We start from the raw sequence: 18,263 nt of genomic DNA, 5'->3' as shown, positions 1-18,263 counted from the left end.
AGACCACGGCCCGGGCCTCGGGTGAGCGGCCGCGGCGCGGGCCGCGGCCCGCGGTCAGGCGTGGGACAGCATGCCGCGCAGCATCCCGAGCGCGCGCGTGTGCAGCTGCGACACGCGCGGCTCGCCGACCCCGAGCTCCGCGCCGATGTCCTTCAGCTTCGCCCCCTCGAAGTAGTACATGCCGATCACGCGCCGCTCCCGCTCGGGGAGCTGCGCGATGGCGAAGGACAGGGCGCGCCGCGTCGCCTGCGCCGAGATCGCCTCGATCGGGTCGTCTCCGCCGGCCATGTGCACCGACTCCTCGGCGGGGGTCACCTCGCTCAGGCTCACGAAGACGGTCGCGCCGCCGACCTTGGCGGCGGTCCCGGCCTCGACCGCCTCGCGCGCCCGCCGCGAGAGCCAGTCCTGCGCGCGGAGCTCGTCGACGATCGCCCCGCGGATCCGGAGCTTCGCGTAGCCGGCGAACGTCTCGCCGTCGCTCCCGCCGTTCTTGCGGAGCGAGTCGACGAGCCCGAGCATCCCCGCGCTGAGCAGATCGTCGCGCTGCACGTTGGGCGGCAGGTGGCGCGACACCTGCCGCACCAGCTTCCGGACGAGCGGGAAATACCCCTTCAGCACCTCCGGGCGGAGCGGCGCCCACGGCAGATCGCGGAGCTGCGGACCGCTCGCGCAGCCCGCCTCGCTACAGCACTGCGGACTGCTCGCGTCGGTGTCCGGCTCCGCGGCCTGCCACCCCTCGTCGTCCGTGCAGGGGGACGGGGGCTCCCCGGATTCCCATGCGTCGGGCGCGCAGCTGACCTCGGCGGGCTCCCAGGCCTCGTGCGCGAGCGCCGCGCCGGGCTCCTGCTCGGGGGCGCTCGGCGCATCCTCGAGCGCATCGAGGCCGAGGGCGCCGGGCGCTTCGATCAGCGCCCGGTCACACGTGACGACCGGGCAGGTCTCGCCCAGGATGACCGGCTGGACAAACTCCTCCGCGTCACAACACGGAAGGAGTGGCCTGGGAGGAGCGAACTCTTCCCGCTGCAGTCGGGTCGATTGCTGCACGTGAGGTGGATTGGTGCCACAACTCTCGCAGCGTGCAAGGTAGAGCCGTGCAATTGTGTCTGGTGCGGATGTTCAGTGTGTGGAGAGTAGCCAGCGGCCTCGGCAGCTCACCTCGCCGCCGCTGAAGCGGCCGGAGCCGGGGTGGGTGCACCTGTACCCACGCCTCTCTGCGGTTCGCTGCCGCCGCGCCCCGCATCCGAATTTGTCCCTGTAGTATTCGAGCTTTGCGGCTGGGTGGGGCGGGGCTCCCCTGACCCATACACCTCTTCTTCGGCCGAGATGGGGACATCGCGCGCCGCCTCGTCGGCCGCGACAGCGCCCCTCGAACCTTCGTAACGCGGCGGCTCTCCAGGACCTGAGTAATCCACCCAGTAGACCTTATCTGATCGAACATCCAGGTGAACGAACGTCGAGTTGGGGTAGTATCCCACACCCGCGTTGCGAAAACCGCGGCAGAAATCGCGGACCACGGTGTTGGGCACGCCCTCGACCATGAAATCGATCGCGCGACCGAAATTGTGGTTGGAGTGCGGGGTGTACTGGGTCGGAGAGTAAGGCCGATAGCCGCTGACGACGCGGATGGTCCTGCCGCCGAAGTGGTCGCTCACCATGCCGATCAGCGTGGCCAGGCGCGGGTCGACCGGGATCGAGGCGGTGGGGGACGCGCGCATCAGCCGGCTGAGCTTGGGGAGGGACTTGGGGACGAGGCGCCCCTTCGGCGTGAGCAGCTGGACGTCGAGCCGCTCGGCGCCGCGCACCAGGCGGACCCAGCCGGGGCGCTTGGGCCGCTGCACGTAGCGCTTGCTCGGCGGCAGCGACCGGGGGTCGGCCTTCGCGTCGCGCTTCGCCGACCCCTTGCCGCGGGGACCGGCCTCGGCGGCCCGCTCCTTCGCGCTGGCGCCGCGGCTCCGCTCCGGCCCGTCGCGCAGCGCGGCCGCCCGGCCGGGCGCCCCCCGCGGCGGGCGCGCGCCGGGCTTGCCCCGCTCGGGGATCACGAGGACGAGGCCCGGGTGGATCCGCTGGCCGGGCTTGAGCCCGTTCGCCTCGCGGAGCGCGTCGACCGTGATCCGGTACCGCTTCGCGATCTTGCCGAGCGTCTGGCCGGCGTAGACCGTGTGCTGGCCGTCCTCGGCGAGCGCCTCGCCGGGCGCGGCGCTCAGGAGAAGGGCCGCCGCGAGGGCGGCGAACACGGAGCGCAGCCGCGAGGACCGCGGGCGGGGCTCCATCGCGGCCCCGGCGCGGAGGCCGAGCGTGCCGCAGAAACGGGAGATCTCCGGATGCATGAGGGGACTCTGACCTGACGTCATCCGTGCCCGACGACCGAGCCCCGGACAGTGCTACCCTGGGCTGGCGCGCGCCTGCCGGCACGACCGGCGGCGCCGTGCCGCGTATCGAGCTTCGATAGGCGGGCGAGAGGCGAGCGTAAAGCGGTTTTTTGCCCCGCGATCGGCGGTGGTGCGAAGCTTCGCCAGAAGCGGCCACAAGGGATCAGAGAGGATCGGGCGCCCGGGAGCCGGGCAACGCGGCCCGGCCCTCCCTTTCTTCATCAAGGCGGGCGCGGATCGGGACGGACGGGATGTCGGAAGGCAAGAACTTGGTCGGAGTCGACATCGGATCGAGCGCGATCAAGATCGCTCAGATCAAGGAGGGTCGTAAGGGTTACGGCCTCGTGAGGCTCGGCTACGCGCCGCTCGCGCCGCAGGCGATCGTCGACGGCCACGTCATGAACGCGCAGGCCATCGTCGAGGCGCTCGGCCGCGCGTTCTCCGAGGCCAAGATCCGCCAGCGCGAGATCGCGCTCAGCATCAGCGGCCAGGCGGTCATCATCCGCAAGATCACGGTGCCGCTGATGACCGCCGCGGAGCTCGACGAGCAGATCCAGTGGGAGGCCGAGCAGCACATCCCCTTCGACATCAAGGACGTGCACGTCGACTACGAGGTGCTGCGCCGCCGCCCCGAGGCCGGGCAGATGGACCTCCTGCTCGTCGCGGCCAAGCGCGACGAGATCAACGACTACACCCAGATCGCGAGGAACGCGAAGCTGAAGCCCATGGTGGTCGACATCGACGCGTTCACCGTCCAGAACCTGTTCGAGGTGAACCGCGGCATCCCGCCGGACCAGACGTTCGCGATCATCAACGTCGGCGCGAGCCTCGCGTCGATCAACATCGTGTCGCGCGGCGCGAGCGCGTTCACCCGCGACATCGGCAACGGCGGCAACTACATCACCGAGCAGATCCAGCGGAAGCTCGGCATCAGCTTCGAGCAGGCCGAGGAGTTCAAGTGCGCCAGCGTGACCTCGGGCCCGGGCGGCGTGCCCGCCCAGGTCATCGAGACGATCGAGCAGGTGTGCGACTCCATCGCCGGGGAGATCCAGCGCTCGCTCGACTTCTTCCTGGCCACGAGCGGTGAAGGCGACATGCACCGCATTTACCTGACCGGCGGCTCGTCCAACCTGCCGGCGCTGCCCGCGGCGATCGGGCGGCGCGCCCGGGTGGCCGTCGAGCTGATCCAGCCGATGGAGCGCATCACCGTGGAAGCGAAGGAAGTCAACCAGGAGCTGCTCCGGCTCCGGGCGGCGCAGTTCTGCGTCTCGCTCGGGCTCGCGATGCGCAAGGACCGGGAGAAGCGCTCGTGATCCGCGTCAACCTGCTCCCGCAGCGCCGCGGCACGCGCGGGGCCGCGCCCCAGGCGAGCCAGCGGTGGCTGCTCGTCACGCTCGGCGTCGTGATCCTCGAGATCGTCGCCCTCTTCCTCTTCCACCAGACGAAGGTCGAGGAGCTCGAGGAGCAGACGCGGAAGAACTCGCTGCTCCAGAGCCAGATCCAGGAGATCCGCACGCTCGTCGCGAACCACGAGGAGATCAAGAAGGCGCTCGAGGTCCTCCGCGCGCGCGAGGACGCGATCGCGAAGCTCCAGGCGGCGCGCAGCGGGCCGACGGCGGTGCTGCTCGAGCTCGCGCAGCTGCTCACGAACGGCAAGGGGCCGACCGCCGACCCGGACAAGCTCGCGCAGCTCCGCAAGGAGAACCCGCTCGCCGTCTACAACCCGTCCTGGGACAGCCGGCGGCTGTGGCTCACGAGCTACGTCGAGTCCCAGCGGACCGTGCGCATCGAGGGGCTCGCGCGCGACGGCACCGACGTCTACGAGCTCGCCCAGCGGCTCAAGCTGTCCTCGTACTTCTACGACGTGCAGCTGCTCCCGGGGAAGAAGGAGAACGAGAAGGCGTCGCGGCTCGAGCTCGTCTCGTTCGCGCTGCAGCTGAAGGTGAGGTACTGATGGCCACGAAGCCCCAGCCCGCGCAGGCCGGCTCGGCGCTCGATCGGCTGCCGCCGCTCGCCAAGGTCGGCGTCGGCGCGCTCTTCGCGGCGCTCGTCGGCATCCTGTACTTCGTCGGCTTCTACGCCGAGGTCGACTCGCAGATCGAGGGCGCCGTCCAGCGGCAGCAGTCGCTCCAGTCCGAGCTCACGAAGGCGCAGGCGTCCAAGGCCGCCTACCAGAAGGACCTCGACGAGAAGACCCGCCGCGAGCAGCTGAGCCGCGAGCAGAAGAAGATCCTCCCCGACGAGTCCGAGACGCCGGCCTTCCTCTCCGCGATCCAGGGCGTCGCGACCGTCTCCGGCGTCAACCTGACGTCCTGGAGCCCCACCGAGGAGATCCCGCAGGAGTTCTTCTCCAAGGTGCCGATGAAGCTGACGCTCTCGGGGAAGTTCCACCAGGTGGCGAAGTTCTTCCACGGCGTGGGGCAGCTCGATCGCATCATCAACCTCGAGGAGGTCCAGATCAAGGAGCCGAAGGTCGTGGGGACCGACGTGGAGGTCGAGGTGGAGTGCCTCGCGACCGCGTTCCGCGCGGTGCGCGCGGGGGAGACGCCGACGAGCGGCGTGAAGCGGCGGAGCGGCGGAGGTGTGCGGTGAACGCCGGCCGGATGATGCTGATCGCGCTCGGGGCGACCGCCCTCGCGGCCGCCTCGCTCGCGGGGTGCGGGGACGAGCCGGACGTCATCACCACCGCGCCCGCGAAGGCCAGGCCGCCGTCCAGCGCCTCGCCGGCGCGCGCCGCCGCCTCCGCGGCCGCGTCCGCGGACGCCGGCGCGCCCGAGCTGCCGCCGCTGCCGCTCCGGGAGTTCCAGGAGGCCGACTTCTCCGAGAGCGACCGGAGCCGCGACCCGTTCCGGAGCTTCGCGTCGCTCTTCGCGACGCAGGCCCGGGGGCGGGTGACGATCCAGCGCCAGGTGCTCGTGGATCGCTTCGCGCTCGACGAGCTCAAGCTCGTCGGCGTCGTCTCGCGCGCCCCCGCCCGCGCGCTGCTCACCGACCCGACGGGGCTCGGGTGGGTGGTGAAGGTGGGCGACTTCGTCGGCAAGGCCGAGATCGTGCACGCCGGCGGCCCGACGGGCGTCGACGTGGCCGTGAACTGGCGCGTCGACCGGATCCGCGACTCGGACCTCGTCTTCATCCGCGAGGACCCGTCGCACCCGGAGATCCCGCCGACCACGCGGGTGATCGCGCTGAGGCCGCTCGGCGACACGGACGAGTCGGCCTTCGGTTCGCCCTGACCGCCACGAATTGGGCCCGATCCGGGCACCCGAAGTAGCCTCCCGGCAGCGTGACGCGGATCTCGCGTCACCGCGAAGCGGGAGTGCAATGAAGAGCAATCGAGACTATCGCCCGAGGCGGGGCGCGCTTCGCCGTGCTGCGGCACTCGGGATGATGTTGATCCTCGCTCCTGCGGGAGACGCGGACGCCGCCGGCCCGATCCGGGTGAGCGACGTCAGGCTCACGGCGCCCTCGGAAGACAGGGCCGAGATCGTGGTCGCGACGAGCGGCGCGCCGCGCTTCTCGGCGCGCGTGGCGGACGGCGGCAAGCGGATCCTCGTCGACCTCGAGGGCGCCGAGGCGGCCGGGGCGCCCGGCGCGCTCACGGACGGCAACGCGATCGTGGCGGGGGTCATGACCCAGGGGTTCGGCACGGCGGCGCAGCGCACGACGCGGGTGCTCGTGCAGCTGGCGCGCCCGGCGGCCTACCGGATCCGCGCCGAGCAGGGCGCGCTCGTGATCGAGCTCGCCGCAGCCGACGCGACCGCGCCGATGGCGGCGCGGGCCCCGGCCGGCCCCGAGGTGGCGGCGCCGGCCCGCGAGCCGGCGACGATCACCGACGTGCGCTTCGAGCACCAGGCGACGGTCGACCGGGTCGTCATCGAGCTCTCGTCGATCCCGAGCTACCGCGAGTCGACCGGGAGGGCCGGCCGCCGGGTGATCGAGCTCAGCGGCGTCCGGCTCCCCGACGCCCTCCAGCGCAAGCTCGACGTCGGCGCCTTCGGCGGCCCGGTGCGGGCGATCTCGGCGTTCCGGCGCAACAGCGACGGCTCCAAGGTCGTCGTCGAGGTCGAGCAGGCCGAGGGCGCCGCGGGCGCGCTCGCGCGCGAGGGCAACGCGCTCGTGCTCAGCGTCGCGAAGGGGGCGCTGCCCTCGACGCTCTCGGGGATCGGCGTCGACGGGGGCGCGGCGCGGCGGACCCGCACGGTGGCGCGCGAGGATCTCCTCGGCGACGCGGCGCCCAGGGTCGAGACCTCGTTCGACGGGGCGGCGAGCAGCCAGGAGTCGCTCGTCGAGCCCGACCAGGCCGGCGCCTTCACGCCCGCGCTCGCGGGGCAGCAGCGGCGGTTCACGGGGCGGCGGATCGACCTCGACCTGAAGGACGCGGACATCCACAACGTCCTCCGGCTGATCTCGGACGTGGGGCGGGTGAACATCGTGACCGCCGACAACGTGAGCGGGACGGTCACCATCCGGATGCGCAACGTCCCGTGGGACCAGGCGCTCGAGACGGTGCTCCAGGCCAAGGGCCTCGGCGTGGTCCGGCAGGGCAACATGATCCGCGTCGCGCCGATCGCCGATCTCAACAAGGAGCGGGAGCTCGCGATCGCGCGGCGCAAGAGCGAGCTCCAGCTCGCGCCGATCGAGACGCGGCTCATCCCGATCAACTACGCCGAGGCGAAGGACCTCCAGGATCGCGCGAAGGACATGCTCTCGCCGCGCGGCTCGCTCGCGGTCGACGAGCGGACCAACGTGCTCATCGCGCGCGACGTCGCGGGCAACCTGAACCAGATCGAGGAGCTCGTCCGCTCGCTCGACACGCAGACGCCGCAGGTGCTGATCGAGGCGCGGGTGGTGGAGGCGACGAGCCGCTACGTGCGCGACATCGGCATCCAGTGGGGCGGCGACGGCACGTTCAGCGCGGCGACCGGCAACCCGACGGGGCTCGTGTTCCCCTCGGCGATCGGCGTCGCCGGCGGCGCGACCGACACGAACACCCCGACCGGCGGCCTCTCGCCGTTCTCGGCCTCGGTCTCGAACCCGAACTTCGCGGTGAACCTGCCGGCCATCGTCGGCGCCGGGCAGGGCGGCGCGCTCGGCTTCACGCTCGGCTCGATCAACAACACCGTCAACCTCGGCGTCCGGCTCTCCGCGGCCGAGGCGAGCGGCATGCTGCGGATCATCTCGAGCCCGCGCATCCTCACGCTCGACAACCGGGAGGCGCGGATCAGCCAGGGCACGCTGATCCCGTTCTCGCAGATCAGCGCCCAGGGCGTGCAGACGACCTTCCAGGAGGCGAAGCTCCAGCTGCTCGTCAAGCCGCACGTCACGTCGGACGGCAGCGTCGCGATGCACGTGAAGATCAACCGCGACGAGCCCGACTTCAACCAGACCTCGGCCCGCGGCGACCCCACCATCCTGAAGCGCGAGGCGGAGACCGACCTCCTGATCATGGACGGGCACACGGCGGTGATCGGCGGGATCTTCACCCGCAACACCGGCCGGAACCTCGATCAGGTGCCGTTCTTCGGGGACATTCCGATCCTCGGGCTGCTCTTCCAGCGGCGCCGCGCGAGCGACACCCGGAGCGAGCTCGTCATCTTCCTCACGCCGCGCATCGTGAACCGCGCCGAGGCGCTCGGCCGCTAGCCGCGCCGAGGCGCTCGGCCGCCAGCCCCGCCGCGGCGGGGCCGCCGCGCGCTCCGTCTCCCTCGGATTCCCTCGGATTCCTTCGGACTTCCCTCAGACGCGCTTCCGTCGGGTCGCCTCCCGCATCTGCGGGACGGCGGCCGTCACGAGGCTGCGCAGCCACGCCCGCGCGGGCTCGTCCTCGGTCCGGCCGTTCCAGGCCATCGCGATCTCGAGGGGCGGCAGCTCGAACGGCAGGTCGAAGGTGCGGAGCGGCATCAGGCTCGAGAACGCGCGGCCGAGGCGCGTGGCCACGGTGGCCACGAGGTCCGACGACGTGACGACGTGCGGCAGGAGGAGCACGTGCGGCACCGCGACGACCTCGCGGCGCGCGACGCCGCGCGCGGCGATGAGGTCGTCCGCGACCCCGTCGTGGGCGCCCTGCCGGGGGACCACGGCGTGCCCGAGGGCGGCGTAGGTCTGGAGGTCGACGCGCCCGCGCGCGCTCGGGTGGCTCGCGCGCGCGAGCCCGGCGAAGCGATCGTCGAAGAGCGCCGCGCGGCGCACGTCGGACGGGAGCGCGCCCTCCGGGAAGGCGCCGATCGCGAGATCGACCTCGCCGTTGCGGAGCGCGTCGACGGCGCGGGCGTCGAGGGGGAGCAGGTGGAGCGCGAGCTTCGGTCCGCTCTCCGCGAGCGCCTCGTTGAGCTGCGGCAGCAGGAGGAGCTCCACGTACGCCGTCGTGGCGATCCGGAACGTGCGCTCGCTCGCCCGCGGCTCGAAGGCCGGCCTCGCCCCGCCGAAGAGGCTCGCGAGGTCGTGCATGAGCGCCGCGACCTGCGGGGTCATCGCCTCGGCGCGCGAGGTGAGCGCCATCTGCCGCCCGACCCGGACGAGCAGCGGGTCGGAGAACAGCTCGCGCAGCCGCGTCAACGCGTGGCTCATCGCGGGCTGGCTGAGCCCCACCCGGCGGGCCGCGAGGGTCACGCTGCGCTCCTGGAGCAAGGCGTCGAGCGCGATCACGAGGTTGACGTCGATCGCCGATAGATTCATCTGCGGAATGATAAATCAAACACGCATCCATGCGATGGATACTTACGTTTTCTTGCGCGCGGGCGTGTGCAGGGGCGGTCGAGCGCGCTGGAGCGTGGTCGGCGGGGCGCCTGCGGCGCTGTCGTGCGGCCAGCGCGGCTGCTAGGGTCGCCCGCGGCTCCGCCCGACCGGCGGCGCCCTGCGGAGACCATGACATCGACCGTTCTGCTCGGGGGGATCGACCACTTCCACCTCATGAACGATCGCGCCATGCGCGCGCGCGGCCAGGCGGGCAATCACTGCCTGTTCGTCCTCGAGCTCGACGGCCGCCTCGACCTCGGCCGGCTCGCGGCGCGCCTCGAGCGCGCGACGCGGGCGCTGCCGGAGCTCCGGTTCCGGCTCGACAACAGCGTGCTCGGGCGGGTGGGGCGGCCCCGCTGGGTGGTCGATCACCACCGGCGCGCCCCCGAGCCGCGCCTCCACGAGGTCGCCGGCGAGCGCGAGCGCGCGGCGCGCCTCGAGGCGCTGCTCGCGGAGCGGACCTCCGGGGAGCGGCCGTGGGCGCTCGACGTCGTGCGCGGGGCGGGGGAGGGCGACACGGTCGTGCTCCGCCACTTCCACGCGCTGACGGACGGCAGGGGCGCGGACCGGCTCGCCGCGTGGCTCGGCTCCGGCAGCGGCGACGCGCCGGACGACCCGCCGCTGCGGCAGGAGCGGCACGACGCGCCCGAGCGGCTCCTCGCGGCGATGGGCCGCGACGAGCGGCTCGCCCTGGCGCGCGCCTACAAGGCCCATGTGCTGGCGCTCGGCCGCGCGCCGATCCTGTCGCTCGCGCGCGCCTGTCCGGGGGTGCGGGCCGCGACCTCCCGCGTCGCGCGGCTCGCGCTCTCGGCGGAGGAGACCCGCTCCTTCGATCTCCGGGTGCGGCAGCGGGCGCGGCTCGCCGAGACGAGCCTGATGCTGATCGCGGCGGCGCGGCTCGCCGATCGCGCGCTCGTGGCCCGCGGCTTCGCCCCGCCGCACCACGTGGTCCCGCTGCCCCTCTCGCTCGATCCCAAGGGGGGCGCGCGGCGGCTCTTCGGCAATCACCTCACCATGGTCCTGCTCTCGCTCGGCCGCGACGAGCTCTACGACGACGCCCGCGCGGTGGCGCGCCTCGCCGAGCAGCAGCGCGCGATGGTGCGCGACCGGCTCGATCTCGCGATGGTCGCCGCGCTCGATCTGGCCCGCTGGCTCCCCGGGCCGGTCTACCGCTGGCTCGGCGACCAGCCGTTCGAGGGCGAGCTCGCCTCGCTGATCGTCTCGAACCCCGGCGCCGTGACGGTGGACCGGTTCGCGGGGCTGCCGGTGCGCTCGGCGTACCCGCTGCCTGCGGTGGTCACGCCGCCGGGCTTCCAGGTCATCTTCAGCCGCTTCGGCGGGCGGCTCTCGGCGTCGATCGTCTACGGCGACGGGCTGCTCCGCCCGGACGAGGCGGCGGCGATGCCGAGCGCGCTCCGCGCCGAGCTGCTCGGAGAGCCCGCGCCGCCGGCCGGCGGCGGGGTATAAGGGCCGGCGTCATGCGCACGTTCGACATCGTCATCATCGGCAGCGGCATCGCCGGCGGTTTCCTCGCGCGGCAGCTCCGCCTCGCGCGCCCGGATCTCGGGGTGCTCGTGCTCGAGGCCGCGGGCGCGATGGAGGACTACAAGGTCGGGGAGAGCACGGTGGAGGTCGCGGCGAACTACATGGTTCGCCGGCTGAACCTCGGCACGTACCTCTACCAGCACCAGCTGCCGAAGAACGGGCTCCGCTTCTTCTTCGACGGGCCGGGCAAGGATCTCCCGCTGCCGCGGATGAGCGAGATCGGCTCGGACCACATGCCGTTCCACCCGAGCTTCCAGCTCGAGCGCGCGCGGCTGGAGCGCGATCTCGTCGCGATGAACCGCGCGGCGGGCGCCGAGGTCGAGCTCGGCGCCAAGGTGGTCGACCTGGCGATCGACGGGGGAGGGCGGCACAAGGTGGTCTACGAGCAGGGCGGCGAGCGGCGCGAGGTCGCCTGCCGCTGGGTGTGCGACGCCTCGGGCCGGCGGCACGTGCTCCTCCGCAAGCTCGGCGTGAAGGTGCACAAGGAGACGCGGCTCAACACCGCGGCCGCGTGGGGGCGTTACCGCGGCGTCGCGGGGCTCGACGCGGTCACCGACGCGGCGTGGCGGTCGCGCGCGCGTTACACGTCGCGCCACCTGTCGACGAACCACTTCATGTACGACGGGTACTGGATCTGGTTCATCCCGCTCGCCGGCGATCTGATGAGCGTGGGGGTGGTCTTCGACAAGGACCGCATCGGCGAGGGGAACGCGCCGGCCGGCGCGCTGCCCGGGCCGCGGACGCGGGCGGACTTCGAGCGCTTCCTCGGCGCGCACCGCGCCGTGCGCGAGCTGCTCGAGGGGGCGGAGCTCGAGGATTTCCAGGCCTACGCCCACCTGCCGTACCACGCGGACCGGTACTTCTCGACCGACCGTTACGCCGTCACCGGCGAGGCGGGCGCGTTCACCGATCCGTTCTACAGCCCCGGCTCTGATTTCATCGCGACCGCGAACGAGTTCATCACGCAGATGATCCTCGCCGACGTGGCCGGCGACCGGTCCGGGTTCGAGGAGCGGGTCGCGGCGTACGACGCGTACTACCGGTTCAAGTACGACAGCACGCTGCGGCTCTATGAGCGCATGTACCCGGTGTTCGGCTGCTTCGAGCTCTACCGGCTGAAGTACCTGCTCGATTTCAACAACTACTACAACCTGGTCGTCTGGCCGTTCATGGCCGACCGTGTGACGGATGTGGGCTGGATCCGGGAGGAGCTCCGGTTCACCGATCTCGTGCTGCGGGCCCTCTCGACGATGGGCGAGCATTTCGCGTCGCTGGCCTCCGACCTGCGCGCGCGCGGCGAGTACTTCGCGCAGAACGAGGGGCGCTTCGCCAACGGGCTGAACGGCGTCGCGCAGCTGGAGACGCGGCTCGGCCCGTCGATCGACGAGCGGTTCCGGCGCGAGCAGGTCGATCGGGCTTACGGGAGCGTCTTCGCGGCGCTCGTGGAGAGGCGGCTCGCCGAGCGGGGCCTGTCCGATCGTGCGCGCCTCGTCTCGGAGCTCAAGCTCCCGCAGGTGCTCACGTTCCGGGACATCACGCCCGACCGCCTCGCGCGTCTCCTCGAGCGCATCGGCGAGCGGATGACGAAGGATTTGCGCGCCGAGTTTCCGGACGCCGGGGTCGAGCGGGTGGCTCTCGGTTCGGGCGGCGAGGTCTCGGTGACGGGTCCTGCGGTGGGGACCGAGGTGCACGCGGCGGTCCTCTCCCGGGCGCGGTCGCTCTGGGACGCCTCGGCGGGCTCGCTCGCGCACGTCGCCCTCTGATCCGGGGACAAAAAAGCGCCGTTTCCGATGTACAAGCGCCCGTTCCGCAGTATCACAGCGGCCGATGCGGTGGCGAGCAGCAGGTGGGCGTTTGGGTCAGTGGACGGTCTCGGTGGCGCTCTCGATCAGCGCCATCGGCGCGTGTGTCGGCGCGGCTACCGAGGGCGGCGCGCAGCCCGCGTCGCCGCAGGGTCCTCCGTCGCAGGGGTGGATCACCGCGGCGTCTGACGCCGATGCCGGTCCGCGCTGTCCGCACGGCGCGCTGGAGGATCCTCACCATGGTTTCGTGCGGTGTCTCGAGCCTGGCGAGGCGGACGCCGGCTGGCTCCCGCCGCCTCCGCAGCCCGAGCCCCCTCCGGACGACGCCGGCGCCCCGCCGCCCGACGCCGGCCCCATCGACGGCGGCGCCCCCGACGCCTCCGTCGTCTCGGCCCCTCCTCCGCTCGTGGAGGTCAAGGAGCCCGAGTTCATGAACGGCGACGTCCCGAACGTGGCCAAGCGTCTCGAGAAGGTCTCCTCCGACCTCGCGAAGTGCGTCGCCGACAACGGCGGCCTCTCCGGCGCGACGGGCACCATCAAGCTCCAGTTCCTGGTCCGCGTGCGAGGCCGTGCCGAGGGCGTCGAGATCCTCGACGCTCGCGGCGTGACCTCCGATGCTCAGCGCTGCATCCGCCAGTTCCTCAAGAACCGCGCCATCGGCACCCCCAGCGCCGACCCCGTTGGCGTCACCGTCACCCTCTCCCTCCGCGCCCAGAAGTAAGAGAACTAGGAACCCCCACCCCCCTTTGGAAGAGCCGGGGCGTGCTGGGGGGGCTCGCGGGCGGGCGGGCGGGGGTGGGCCCCACGAATCCGAGGGCCGGCCCGCATCGCAGCGCCCACCTCCCGGACCGCGTCCCCCGTCCACCCGGCAATAGCCCTCCAAAAGGCCCGAGTTCGTGGGGGGACCCCCGCCCGCCCGCCCGCGAGCCCCCCCAGCACGCCCCGGCTCCGTGGCCGCCGTGGGTTGACGCCGCCCCCGCCGCTCTTATCCTGCCGCGCCGCTGTGCCCGACCCAATGCTCACCCGCGAGATCGCCCGTCGAAAGACGTTCGCGATCATCTCCCACCCCGACGCTGGCAAGACCACGCTCACCGAGAAGCTCCTGCTGTACGGAGGCGCGATCCAGCTCGCCGGCGCCGTGAAGGCGAAGAAGGCGCGGGCCCACGCGGTCAGCGACTGGATGGAGATGGAGCGCGAGCGCGGCATCTCCATCTCGACCAGCGTCCTCCAGTTCCCGTACAAGGGCCGCCTCCTGAGCCTGGTCGACACCCCCGGCCACGCCGACTTCAGCGAGGACACCTACCGCGCGCTCATGGCGACCGACGCGGCCATCATGATCCTCGACTGCGCCAAGGGCGTCGAGGCGCAGACGAAGAAGCTCTTCCGCGTCTGCAAGCTCCGGCAGATGCCGATCTTCACCTTCGTCAACAAGCTCGACCGCCCCGGCCGCGACCCGTTCGAGCTCATCGGCGAGGTCGAGGAGGTCCTCGGCATCGGCGTCTACCCGGTCACCTGGCCGATCTCGGTCGGCGGCAAGTTCCGCGGCGTGTACCACCGCGAGCGCAAGCAGGTGTTCCTCTTCGAGCTCGTCGCGCACGGCGCCGAGATCGCCCCCATGGAGGTCGTCTCGCTCGACGCGCCCGAGCTCGTCGCGGTGCTCGACGAGGAGGGCGCGCGCCAGCTGCGCGAGGACATCGAGCTCATCGACGCCGCCGGCGACGCGCTCGACCGCGACAAGCTCGCCCGCGGCGAGGTCACGCCGATGTTCTTCGGCAGCGCCATCACCAACTTCGGCCTGCCGCAGTTCCTCGACGCCTTCATCGAGCTCATGCCCCCGCCCGCGCCGCGCGGCAGCGACAAGGGCCCCATCGCCCCGGACGACGATCGCTTCACCGCCTTCGTCTTCAAGATCCAGGCGAACATGGACCGCGCCCACCGCGACCGGATCGCGTTCCTCCGCGTCTGCTCCGGCCGCTACGAGCGCGGGATGAAGGTGCACCACGTGCGCCTCGACCGCGACATCCGGCTCACGAACCCGGTGCAGTTCATGGCCCAGGAGCGCACGCTCGTGGAGGACGGCTTCGCGGGCGACATCATCGGCGTCTTCGACCCGGGCTTGTTCCTCATCGGCGACACCCTCTGCAGCGGCTCGCCCGTGAAGTACGCCGCGCTGCCGCAGTTCCCGCCGGAGCAGTTCGCCCGCGTCGTCATGATCGATCCGATGAAGCGCAAGCAGCTCAAGAAGGGGCTCGAGCAGCTCGCGCAGGAGGGCTCGGTGCAGCTCTTCCGGCCGCCCGAGGGGCGCGAGGGCGAGGCGATCCTCGGGGTCGTGGGCGAGCTCCAGTTCGACGTCGTGAAGCACCGGCTCGCGGCCGAGTACGGCGTCGACGCCCGGATCGAGCGGCTCTCGTTCAGCCTGGCGCGCTGGGTCGAGGGCGAGCCGGTGCCCCTCGCCGAGCTCGAGTCGAACCTCTACGGCTACGGCGCCCTCGACGTGCACGGCAACGCGGTCGTGCTCTTCAAGGGCGAATGGCAGCTCGAGGCCTGCGCGAAGGCGTTCCCCAAGACGCGCTTCGTCGAGCTCGGCGGCTCCATCAACCCGGTGTAGTCAACCCCCGGTAGCAGAGCGGCACGCGCCGCTCTGCGCCGCGGCGGCGGGCCTACTCCGAGAGCAGCGCCCGGAGGTGTCGCACCGAGGGCGAGCCGTGGCTGAGCAGCCGGTCGTGGTAGGCGCGCTCGGTGAAGCCCGGCTTGCCCTGGTGCTCGGCGCGCAGGCGCATCATCTCGGTGAAGCCGTGGAAGTACGTCGTGAGCTGCGCGCTCGTGAGCCGGGCGCGCCGCCACTTGCCGACGGCCTCGCCCTCCTCCTGGAACGCGTCCCGCGTCATGAGCGCGATCGCCTCCTTCTCGTCCATCGCGCCCGCGTGCACCCCGTGGTCGATGATGGCGTTCGCCGCCATGCGCAGCACCATCTTCTGGCGCTGCATCCGCACCTTCGGGCCGCCGAAGCCGTGGTGGGCCATCAGCCACTCGGTGTAGACCGCCCACCCCTCGACGAACGGGCCGCTCGAGAAGACCGCGCGGAACTTCGACGGGAACGCGTTGTTGTGCATGAGCTGCAGGAAGTGGCCCGGCATCGCCTCGTGGATGGTGAGGTCGGCGAGCATGCTCATGTTGTACTCGCGGTAAAACGAGTCGACGCGCGCCTTCGGCCAGTCCTTCGGTGTCGGCGCGATCGCGAAGACCGTCTCCTGCTTCGCCTCGAGCGGCCCGGACGCGTCGCAGTAGGCGATCGCGACCCCGCGGCGGTACTCCGGCATCTCGATCACCCGGCAGGGCTCCTCCGGCACGCGCACGAGGTCGCGCTTGCGCACGAAGTCGGTCGCCTCGGCGAGCAGCCTCTCCGACGCCTTCACGATGGTGGCGTTCGTCGGGCGATCGGCCGCGATCGCGTCGAGGACCTTCCGGATCGCCGCCATCTTCTCGTCCTGCGCCTCGACCCTCGGGAACGGCTGCTTCCCGAAGAGCTCCGGCCAGAGCTCCCGCGAGGTCTCGAGCATCTCGGCGTGCGTCGCCGCGAGCAGCGCGCGGGCGCTCGTCACCACGCCGTCGATGTCGACGGACGCGTCGTCCAGCGCGAAGCGGAGCTTCTTCTCGAAGCGCGCGCGGCCCAGCCGGAAGTCGCCGTTGCTCCGCGGGAGCAGGTCCTTCTCGAGGAACGCCTGGAAGCCCTCGAGCGCCGCCGCGGCGGCCTTCGCCGCCGCCTCGAGCTCGGCCTTCTGGGCGGGGGCGGACGCGAACAGCGCCGGGAGCTCGGCCTTGCAGAGCGCGATGAGCCCCTGGTTCTGCGCGATCGCCGTCTCGGTGTGGATGCGCGGCGGCGCCCCCGTGAGGCGCTGCTGCGCGCTCCGGACGAGCGCAGGGATGCCCGAGAGGCGGCCCTCGAGGCTCCGCATGCGCTCCTCGAGCGGCGCGAAGCTCCGCGTGATCAGCGGGTCGAGCCCGTCTCCGACGAGGCCGGTGGCGATCATCGGGTTCCACGTCGCCTCGCGGAGCTCGTCGATCGCGAACAGCCAGGAGCGCAGCTGGTTGTCGATCATCGCCGCGTCGACGCGGCTCTGGAGGCCGAGCCGATCGAGCGGCAGCGCGGTGAGCTCCGACAGCGCGCGCTCGATCGTGCGCCGGCGCGCCGCCTCGCCCTGCTCGGTGATGTCGGGCCACGCGCCGTCGTACCGGTGGTCCCCGGCCTCGGTGGCGCGGACCGGCTCGTCGCGCAGGTACTCCTCGAGCACGCGCGCCGACAGCGCCGCGAGCGCCTGCTCGGCGCCGGCCGCCGCGTCGCCCGCGCCGGGCCGCGCGTCGGCCGCGCTCACGACGGGCTCCTTCGCCCCGGGCTGCGCGGGCGGCGGGACCGCAGGCTCGGCCGACCCGCACGCGCAGAGCAGCGCGACGAGCAGCAGGAGGCCGCCGCGGCGCGGCCGCCGGGCGGAGGAGGGAGCATCGAACGGACCATGGTGTCGCACCTCGGCCTTTTTAGCGAAAGCCCTCGAAGAAACTAGCGAAAGCTGGCGGCGAAGGGAACGCGCGCCGGGGGGGAGCGCCGGCCTCACGGGGCGCTGCCCAGCGAGGCCTTCGCGAGGCTGGAGATGGCGTCCATGTCGCTCTGCACCGCGTCGAGCAGCGGGCCGAGCGCGAGCCGCAGCTGCTTCGAGTTCGGGTGCCGGAGGATGCGCGCCACGCTCTCGGCCGCCAGCTCGCTCAGATCGTGCTCCACGTAGCGATCGATGTGGGCGCTCGACAGCGCGAGGCCCGGGAAGGCGGTGCGGCAGAGCGCGTCGACGAGCTCGCCCACGAGGCCCGGCGGGATGGACGCGGTGCTCAGCGCCATCCGGGCCTTCTGCGCGCTGATCGTGCACGACTCGGTGCGCAGCTGGCTGATCACGGGCGATCCGAGCACCGCGTGCCACCGGGAGAGCTCGGCGGCCCGGCTCGCCTCGAGCTCGCCCGGCGGCGCCTCCGACGCCGGCAGGAGCGCCGCCATCTGCTCCGCCGCGCCCGGATCGATCGCGACGCGGCGCACGATGATCAGGTCGTGCGCGCGCAAGCACCCGAGGAGCAGCCGCGTCGACGCGTCGCGCAGGAGCGGCGCGAGCGCGGCGGCGATGACCGTGGGGGGCGAGCCGATGAGCCCCGGGCTCGACCCGCGCCCGTTGCCGACCCCCGCGCCGCGGAGGCGGTAAGCGCCCGAGCTCGGCGGCGAGCGCACGCTGGACGGGGGGATGCTCGACGGCGAGCCGTGGCCGAGGCCCGGCGGCGGGCTCGGCAGCTGTCCGACGCCGCGGCTGCTCGGCGGCGGCGGCGCGCCGGCGTGCAGGCCGCCCGGCGGCGGCCGGCTCGACGGCGCGCGCGTGCCGGCGCTCCGCAGCGGATCCGCGGCGAGCGGCGGCACCGGGGTCAGCCGGTTGCGCCGCGACTGCGTGGTGCGGTCGGTCACGACGTGCAGCGACGCGAGCTCGATCGCGCGCAGCGCCGGTACGCCGCGCGGCGCGCGGGCGGCGATCGCCGCGGCGAGCTCGGCCTCCCTGCCGAGGAGCGGCTCCTGCTCGCCGGTCTCGCGCAGCAGGTCTCCGGCGATCTGCGCGCACCGCTCCGCGGCCTTGCTCGCGGCGCTCTGCGTCTGCGGGGCCTTGAAATAGAGTGTCAACTTTCCCCTGACGGTCTCGCGGCGCGTGGCCGTCGTGACGACCTGCGAGGCGCTCTCGACGTTGGCAGGCTCGCGGCTCCCGAAAGGCCAGAATCCCATGCGGCCATT

14 protein-coding genes are annotated in these 18,263 nt (G+C 72.5%); 9 read left to right on the top strand and 5 right to left on the bottom strand.

The genetic code is table 11. The features are described from left to right. Positions 1-54: 54 nt before the first annotated feature. Positions 55-1,044, bottom strand: a complete 990-nt coding sequence (locus NQZ70_RS37950; protein WP_129578587.1) for a sigma-70 family RNA polymerase sigma factor — start codon at positions 1,042-1,044, stop codon at positions 55-57. 107 nt (positions 1,045-1,151) lie between these two features. Next, a complete protein-coding gene (locus NQZ70_RS37945; RefSeq protein WP_129578586.1) occupies positions 1,152-2,327 on the bottom strand; it encodes a DUF882 domain-containing protein in 1,176 nt (391 codons plus the stop codon). Between the two features lie 293 nt (positions 2,328-2,620). Between NQZ70_RS37945 and pilM the strand changes: the two genes are divergently transcribed. The 5 genes from pilM to NQZ70_RS37920 all read left to right on the top strand — a co-directional run bounded on the left by pilM (position 2,621) and on the right by NQZ70_RS37920 (position 8,012). Next, a complete protein-coding gene (gene pilM / locus NQZ70_RS37940) occupies positions 2,621-3,682 on the top strand; it encodes a type IV pilus assembly protein PilM (RefSeq protein ID WP_061628342.1) in 1,062 nt (353 codons plus the stop codon). Beyond that, positions 3,679-4,323: a PilN domain-containing protein gene (locus NQZ70_RS37935; protein WP_129578585.1), complete on the top strand. Its 645-nt coding sequence runs from the start codon at positions 3,679-3,681 to the stop codon at positions 4,321-4,323. The genes pilM and NQZ70_RS37935 overlap by 4 nt, the downstream gene beginning before the upstream one ends. Next, positions 4,323-4,961, top strand: a complete 639-nt coding sequence (locus NQZ70_RS37930; RefSeq protein ID WP_129578584.1) for a type 4a pilus biogenesis protein PilO — start codon at positions 4,323-4,325, stop codon at positions 4,959-4,961. The genes NQZ70_RS37935 and NQZ70_RS37930 overlap by 1 nt, the downstream gene beginning before the upstream one ends. After that, the gene (locus NQZ70_RS37925) at positions 4,958-5,602 is read left to right on the top strand and encodes a pilus assembly protein PilP (protein WP_129578583.1); all 645 of its coding nucleotides are present in this window, start codon (positions 4,958-4,960) and stop codon (positions 5,600-5,602) included. The genes NQZ70_RS37930 and NQZ70_RS37925 overlap by 4 nt, the downstream gene beginning before the upstream one ends. Before the next feature lie 151 nt (positions 5,603-5,753). Continuing rightward, positions 5,754-8,012: a type IV pilus secretin PilQ gene (locus tag NQZ70_RS37920; RefSeq protein WP_129578582.1), complete on the top strand. Its 2,259-nt coding sequence runs from the start codon at positions 5,754-5,756 to the stop codon at positions 8,010-8,012. A 93-nt stretch (positions 8,013-8,105) separates the two neighbouring features. Here NQZ70_RS37920 and NQZ70_RS37915 read toward each other — a convergent pair whose 3' ends face one another. Then, on the bottom strand, positions 8,106-9,044 hold the full coding sequence (locus NQZ70_RS37915) for a LysR family transcriptional regulator (protein ID WP_129578581.1): 939 nt from the start codon (positions 9,042-9,044) through the stop codon (positions 8,106-8,108). A gap of 189 nt (positions 9,045-9,233) precedes the next feature. On the opposite strand from NQZ70_RS37915, the gene NQZ70_RS37910 reads away from it, so the two are divergent. The 4 genes from NQZ70_RS37910 to NQZ70_RS37895 all read left to right on the top strand — a co-directional run bounded on the left by NQZ70_RS37910 (position 9,234) and on the right by NQZ70_RS37895 (position 15,059). Further along, positions 9,234-10,571: a wax ester/triacylglycerol synthase domain-containing protein gene (locus NQZ70_RS37910; RefSeq protein ID WP_129578580.1), complete on the top strand. Its 1,338-nt coding sequence runs from the start codon at positions 9,234-9,236 to the stop codon at positions 10,569-10,571. Between the two features lie 11 nt (positions 10,572-10,582). Beyond that, positions 10,583-12,412: an NAD(P)/FAD-dependent oxidoreductase gene (locus NQZ70_RS37905; RefSeq protein WP_129578579.1), complete on the top strand. Its 1,830-nt coding sequence runs from the start codon at positions 10,583-10,585 to the stop codon at positions 12,410-12,412. 286 nt (positions 12,413-12,698) lie between these two features. Beyond that, complete coding sequence (locus NQZ70_RS37900; protein WP_207217591.1) at positions 12,699-13,172, top strand: hypothetical protein; 474 nt, start codon at positions 12,699-12,701, stop codon at positions 13,170-13,172. 294 nt (positions 13,173-13,466) lie between these two features. After that, a complete protein-coding gene (locus tag NQZ70_RS37895; protein ID WP_129578577.1) occupies positions 13,467-15,059 on the top strand; it encodes a peptide chain release factor 3 in 1,593 nt (530 codons plus the stop codon). A gap of 52 nt (positions 15,060-15,111) precedes the next feature. On the opposite strand, the gene NQZ70_RS37890 is transcribed toward NQZ70_RS37895, so the two are convergent. Next, positions 15,112-16,974 carry a DUF885 domain-containing protein gene (locus tag NQZ70_RS37890; RefSeq protein WP_129578576.1) on the bottom strand — a complete coding sequence of 621 codons (1,863 nt, stop codon included), beginning with the start codon at positions 16,972-16,974 and terminating at the stop codon, positions 15,112-15,114. A gap of 83 nt (positions 16,975-17,057) precedes the next feature. After that, complete coding sequence (locus NQZ70_RS37885; RefSeq protein WP_165374375.1) at positions 17,058-18,254, bottom strand: hypothetical protein; 1,197 nt, start codon at positions 18,252-18,254, stop codon at positions 17,058-17,060. Positions 18,255-18,263 lie beyond the last annotated feature (9 nt).

Source organism: Sorangium sp. So ce836 (genome assembly GCF_028553905.1).
Classification (GTDB): domain Bacteria; phylum Myxococcota_A; class Polyangia; order Polyangiales; family Polyangiaceae; genus Sorangium; species Sorangium cellulosum_D.
This window is presented reverse-complemented; position numbering and strand designations above follow the sequence as displayed.

Bases quoted from the DNA above. Each gene is read 5' to 3' on its own strand.
- NQZ70_RS37910 (WP_129578580.1), top strand. From the start codon at position 9,234: ATGACATCGACCGTTCTGCTCGGGGGGATCGACCACTTCCACCTCATG.
- NQZ70_RS37885 (WP_165374375.1), bottom strand. From the start codon at position 18,254: ATGGGATTCTGGCCTTTCGGGAGCCGCGAGCCTGCCAACGTCGAGAGC.
- NQZ70_RS37915 (WP_129578581.1), bottom strand. From the start codon at position 9,044: ATGAATCTATCGGCGATCGACGTCAACCTCGTGATCGCGCTCGACGCC.
- NQZ70_RS37905 (WP_129578579.1), top strand. From the start codon at position 10,583: ATGCGCACGTTCGACATCGTCATCATCGGCAGCGGCATCGCCGGCGGT.
- NQZ70_RS37920 (WP_129578582.1), top strand. From the start codon at position 5,754: ATGATGTTGATCCTCGCTCCTGCGGGAGACGCGGACGCCGCCGGCCCG.
- NQZ70_RS37930 (WP_129578584.1), top strand. From the start codon at position 4,323: ATGGCCACGAAGCCCCAGCCCGCGCAGGCCGGCTCGGCGCTCGATCGG.
- NQZ70_RS37895 (WP_129578577.1), top strand. From the start codon at position 13,467: ATGCTCACCCGCGAGATCGCCCGTCGAAAGACGTTCGCGATCATCTCC.
- NQZ70_RS37945 (WP_129578586.1), bottom strand. From the start codon at position 2,327: ATGCATCCGGAGATCTCCCGTTTCTGCGGCACGCTCGGCCTCCGCGCC.
- pilM (WP_061628342.1), top strand. From the start codon at position 2,621: ATGTCGGAAGGCAAGAACTTGGTCGGAGTCGACATCGGATCGAGCGCG.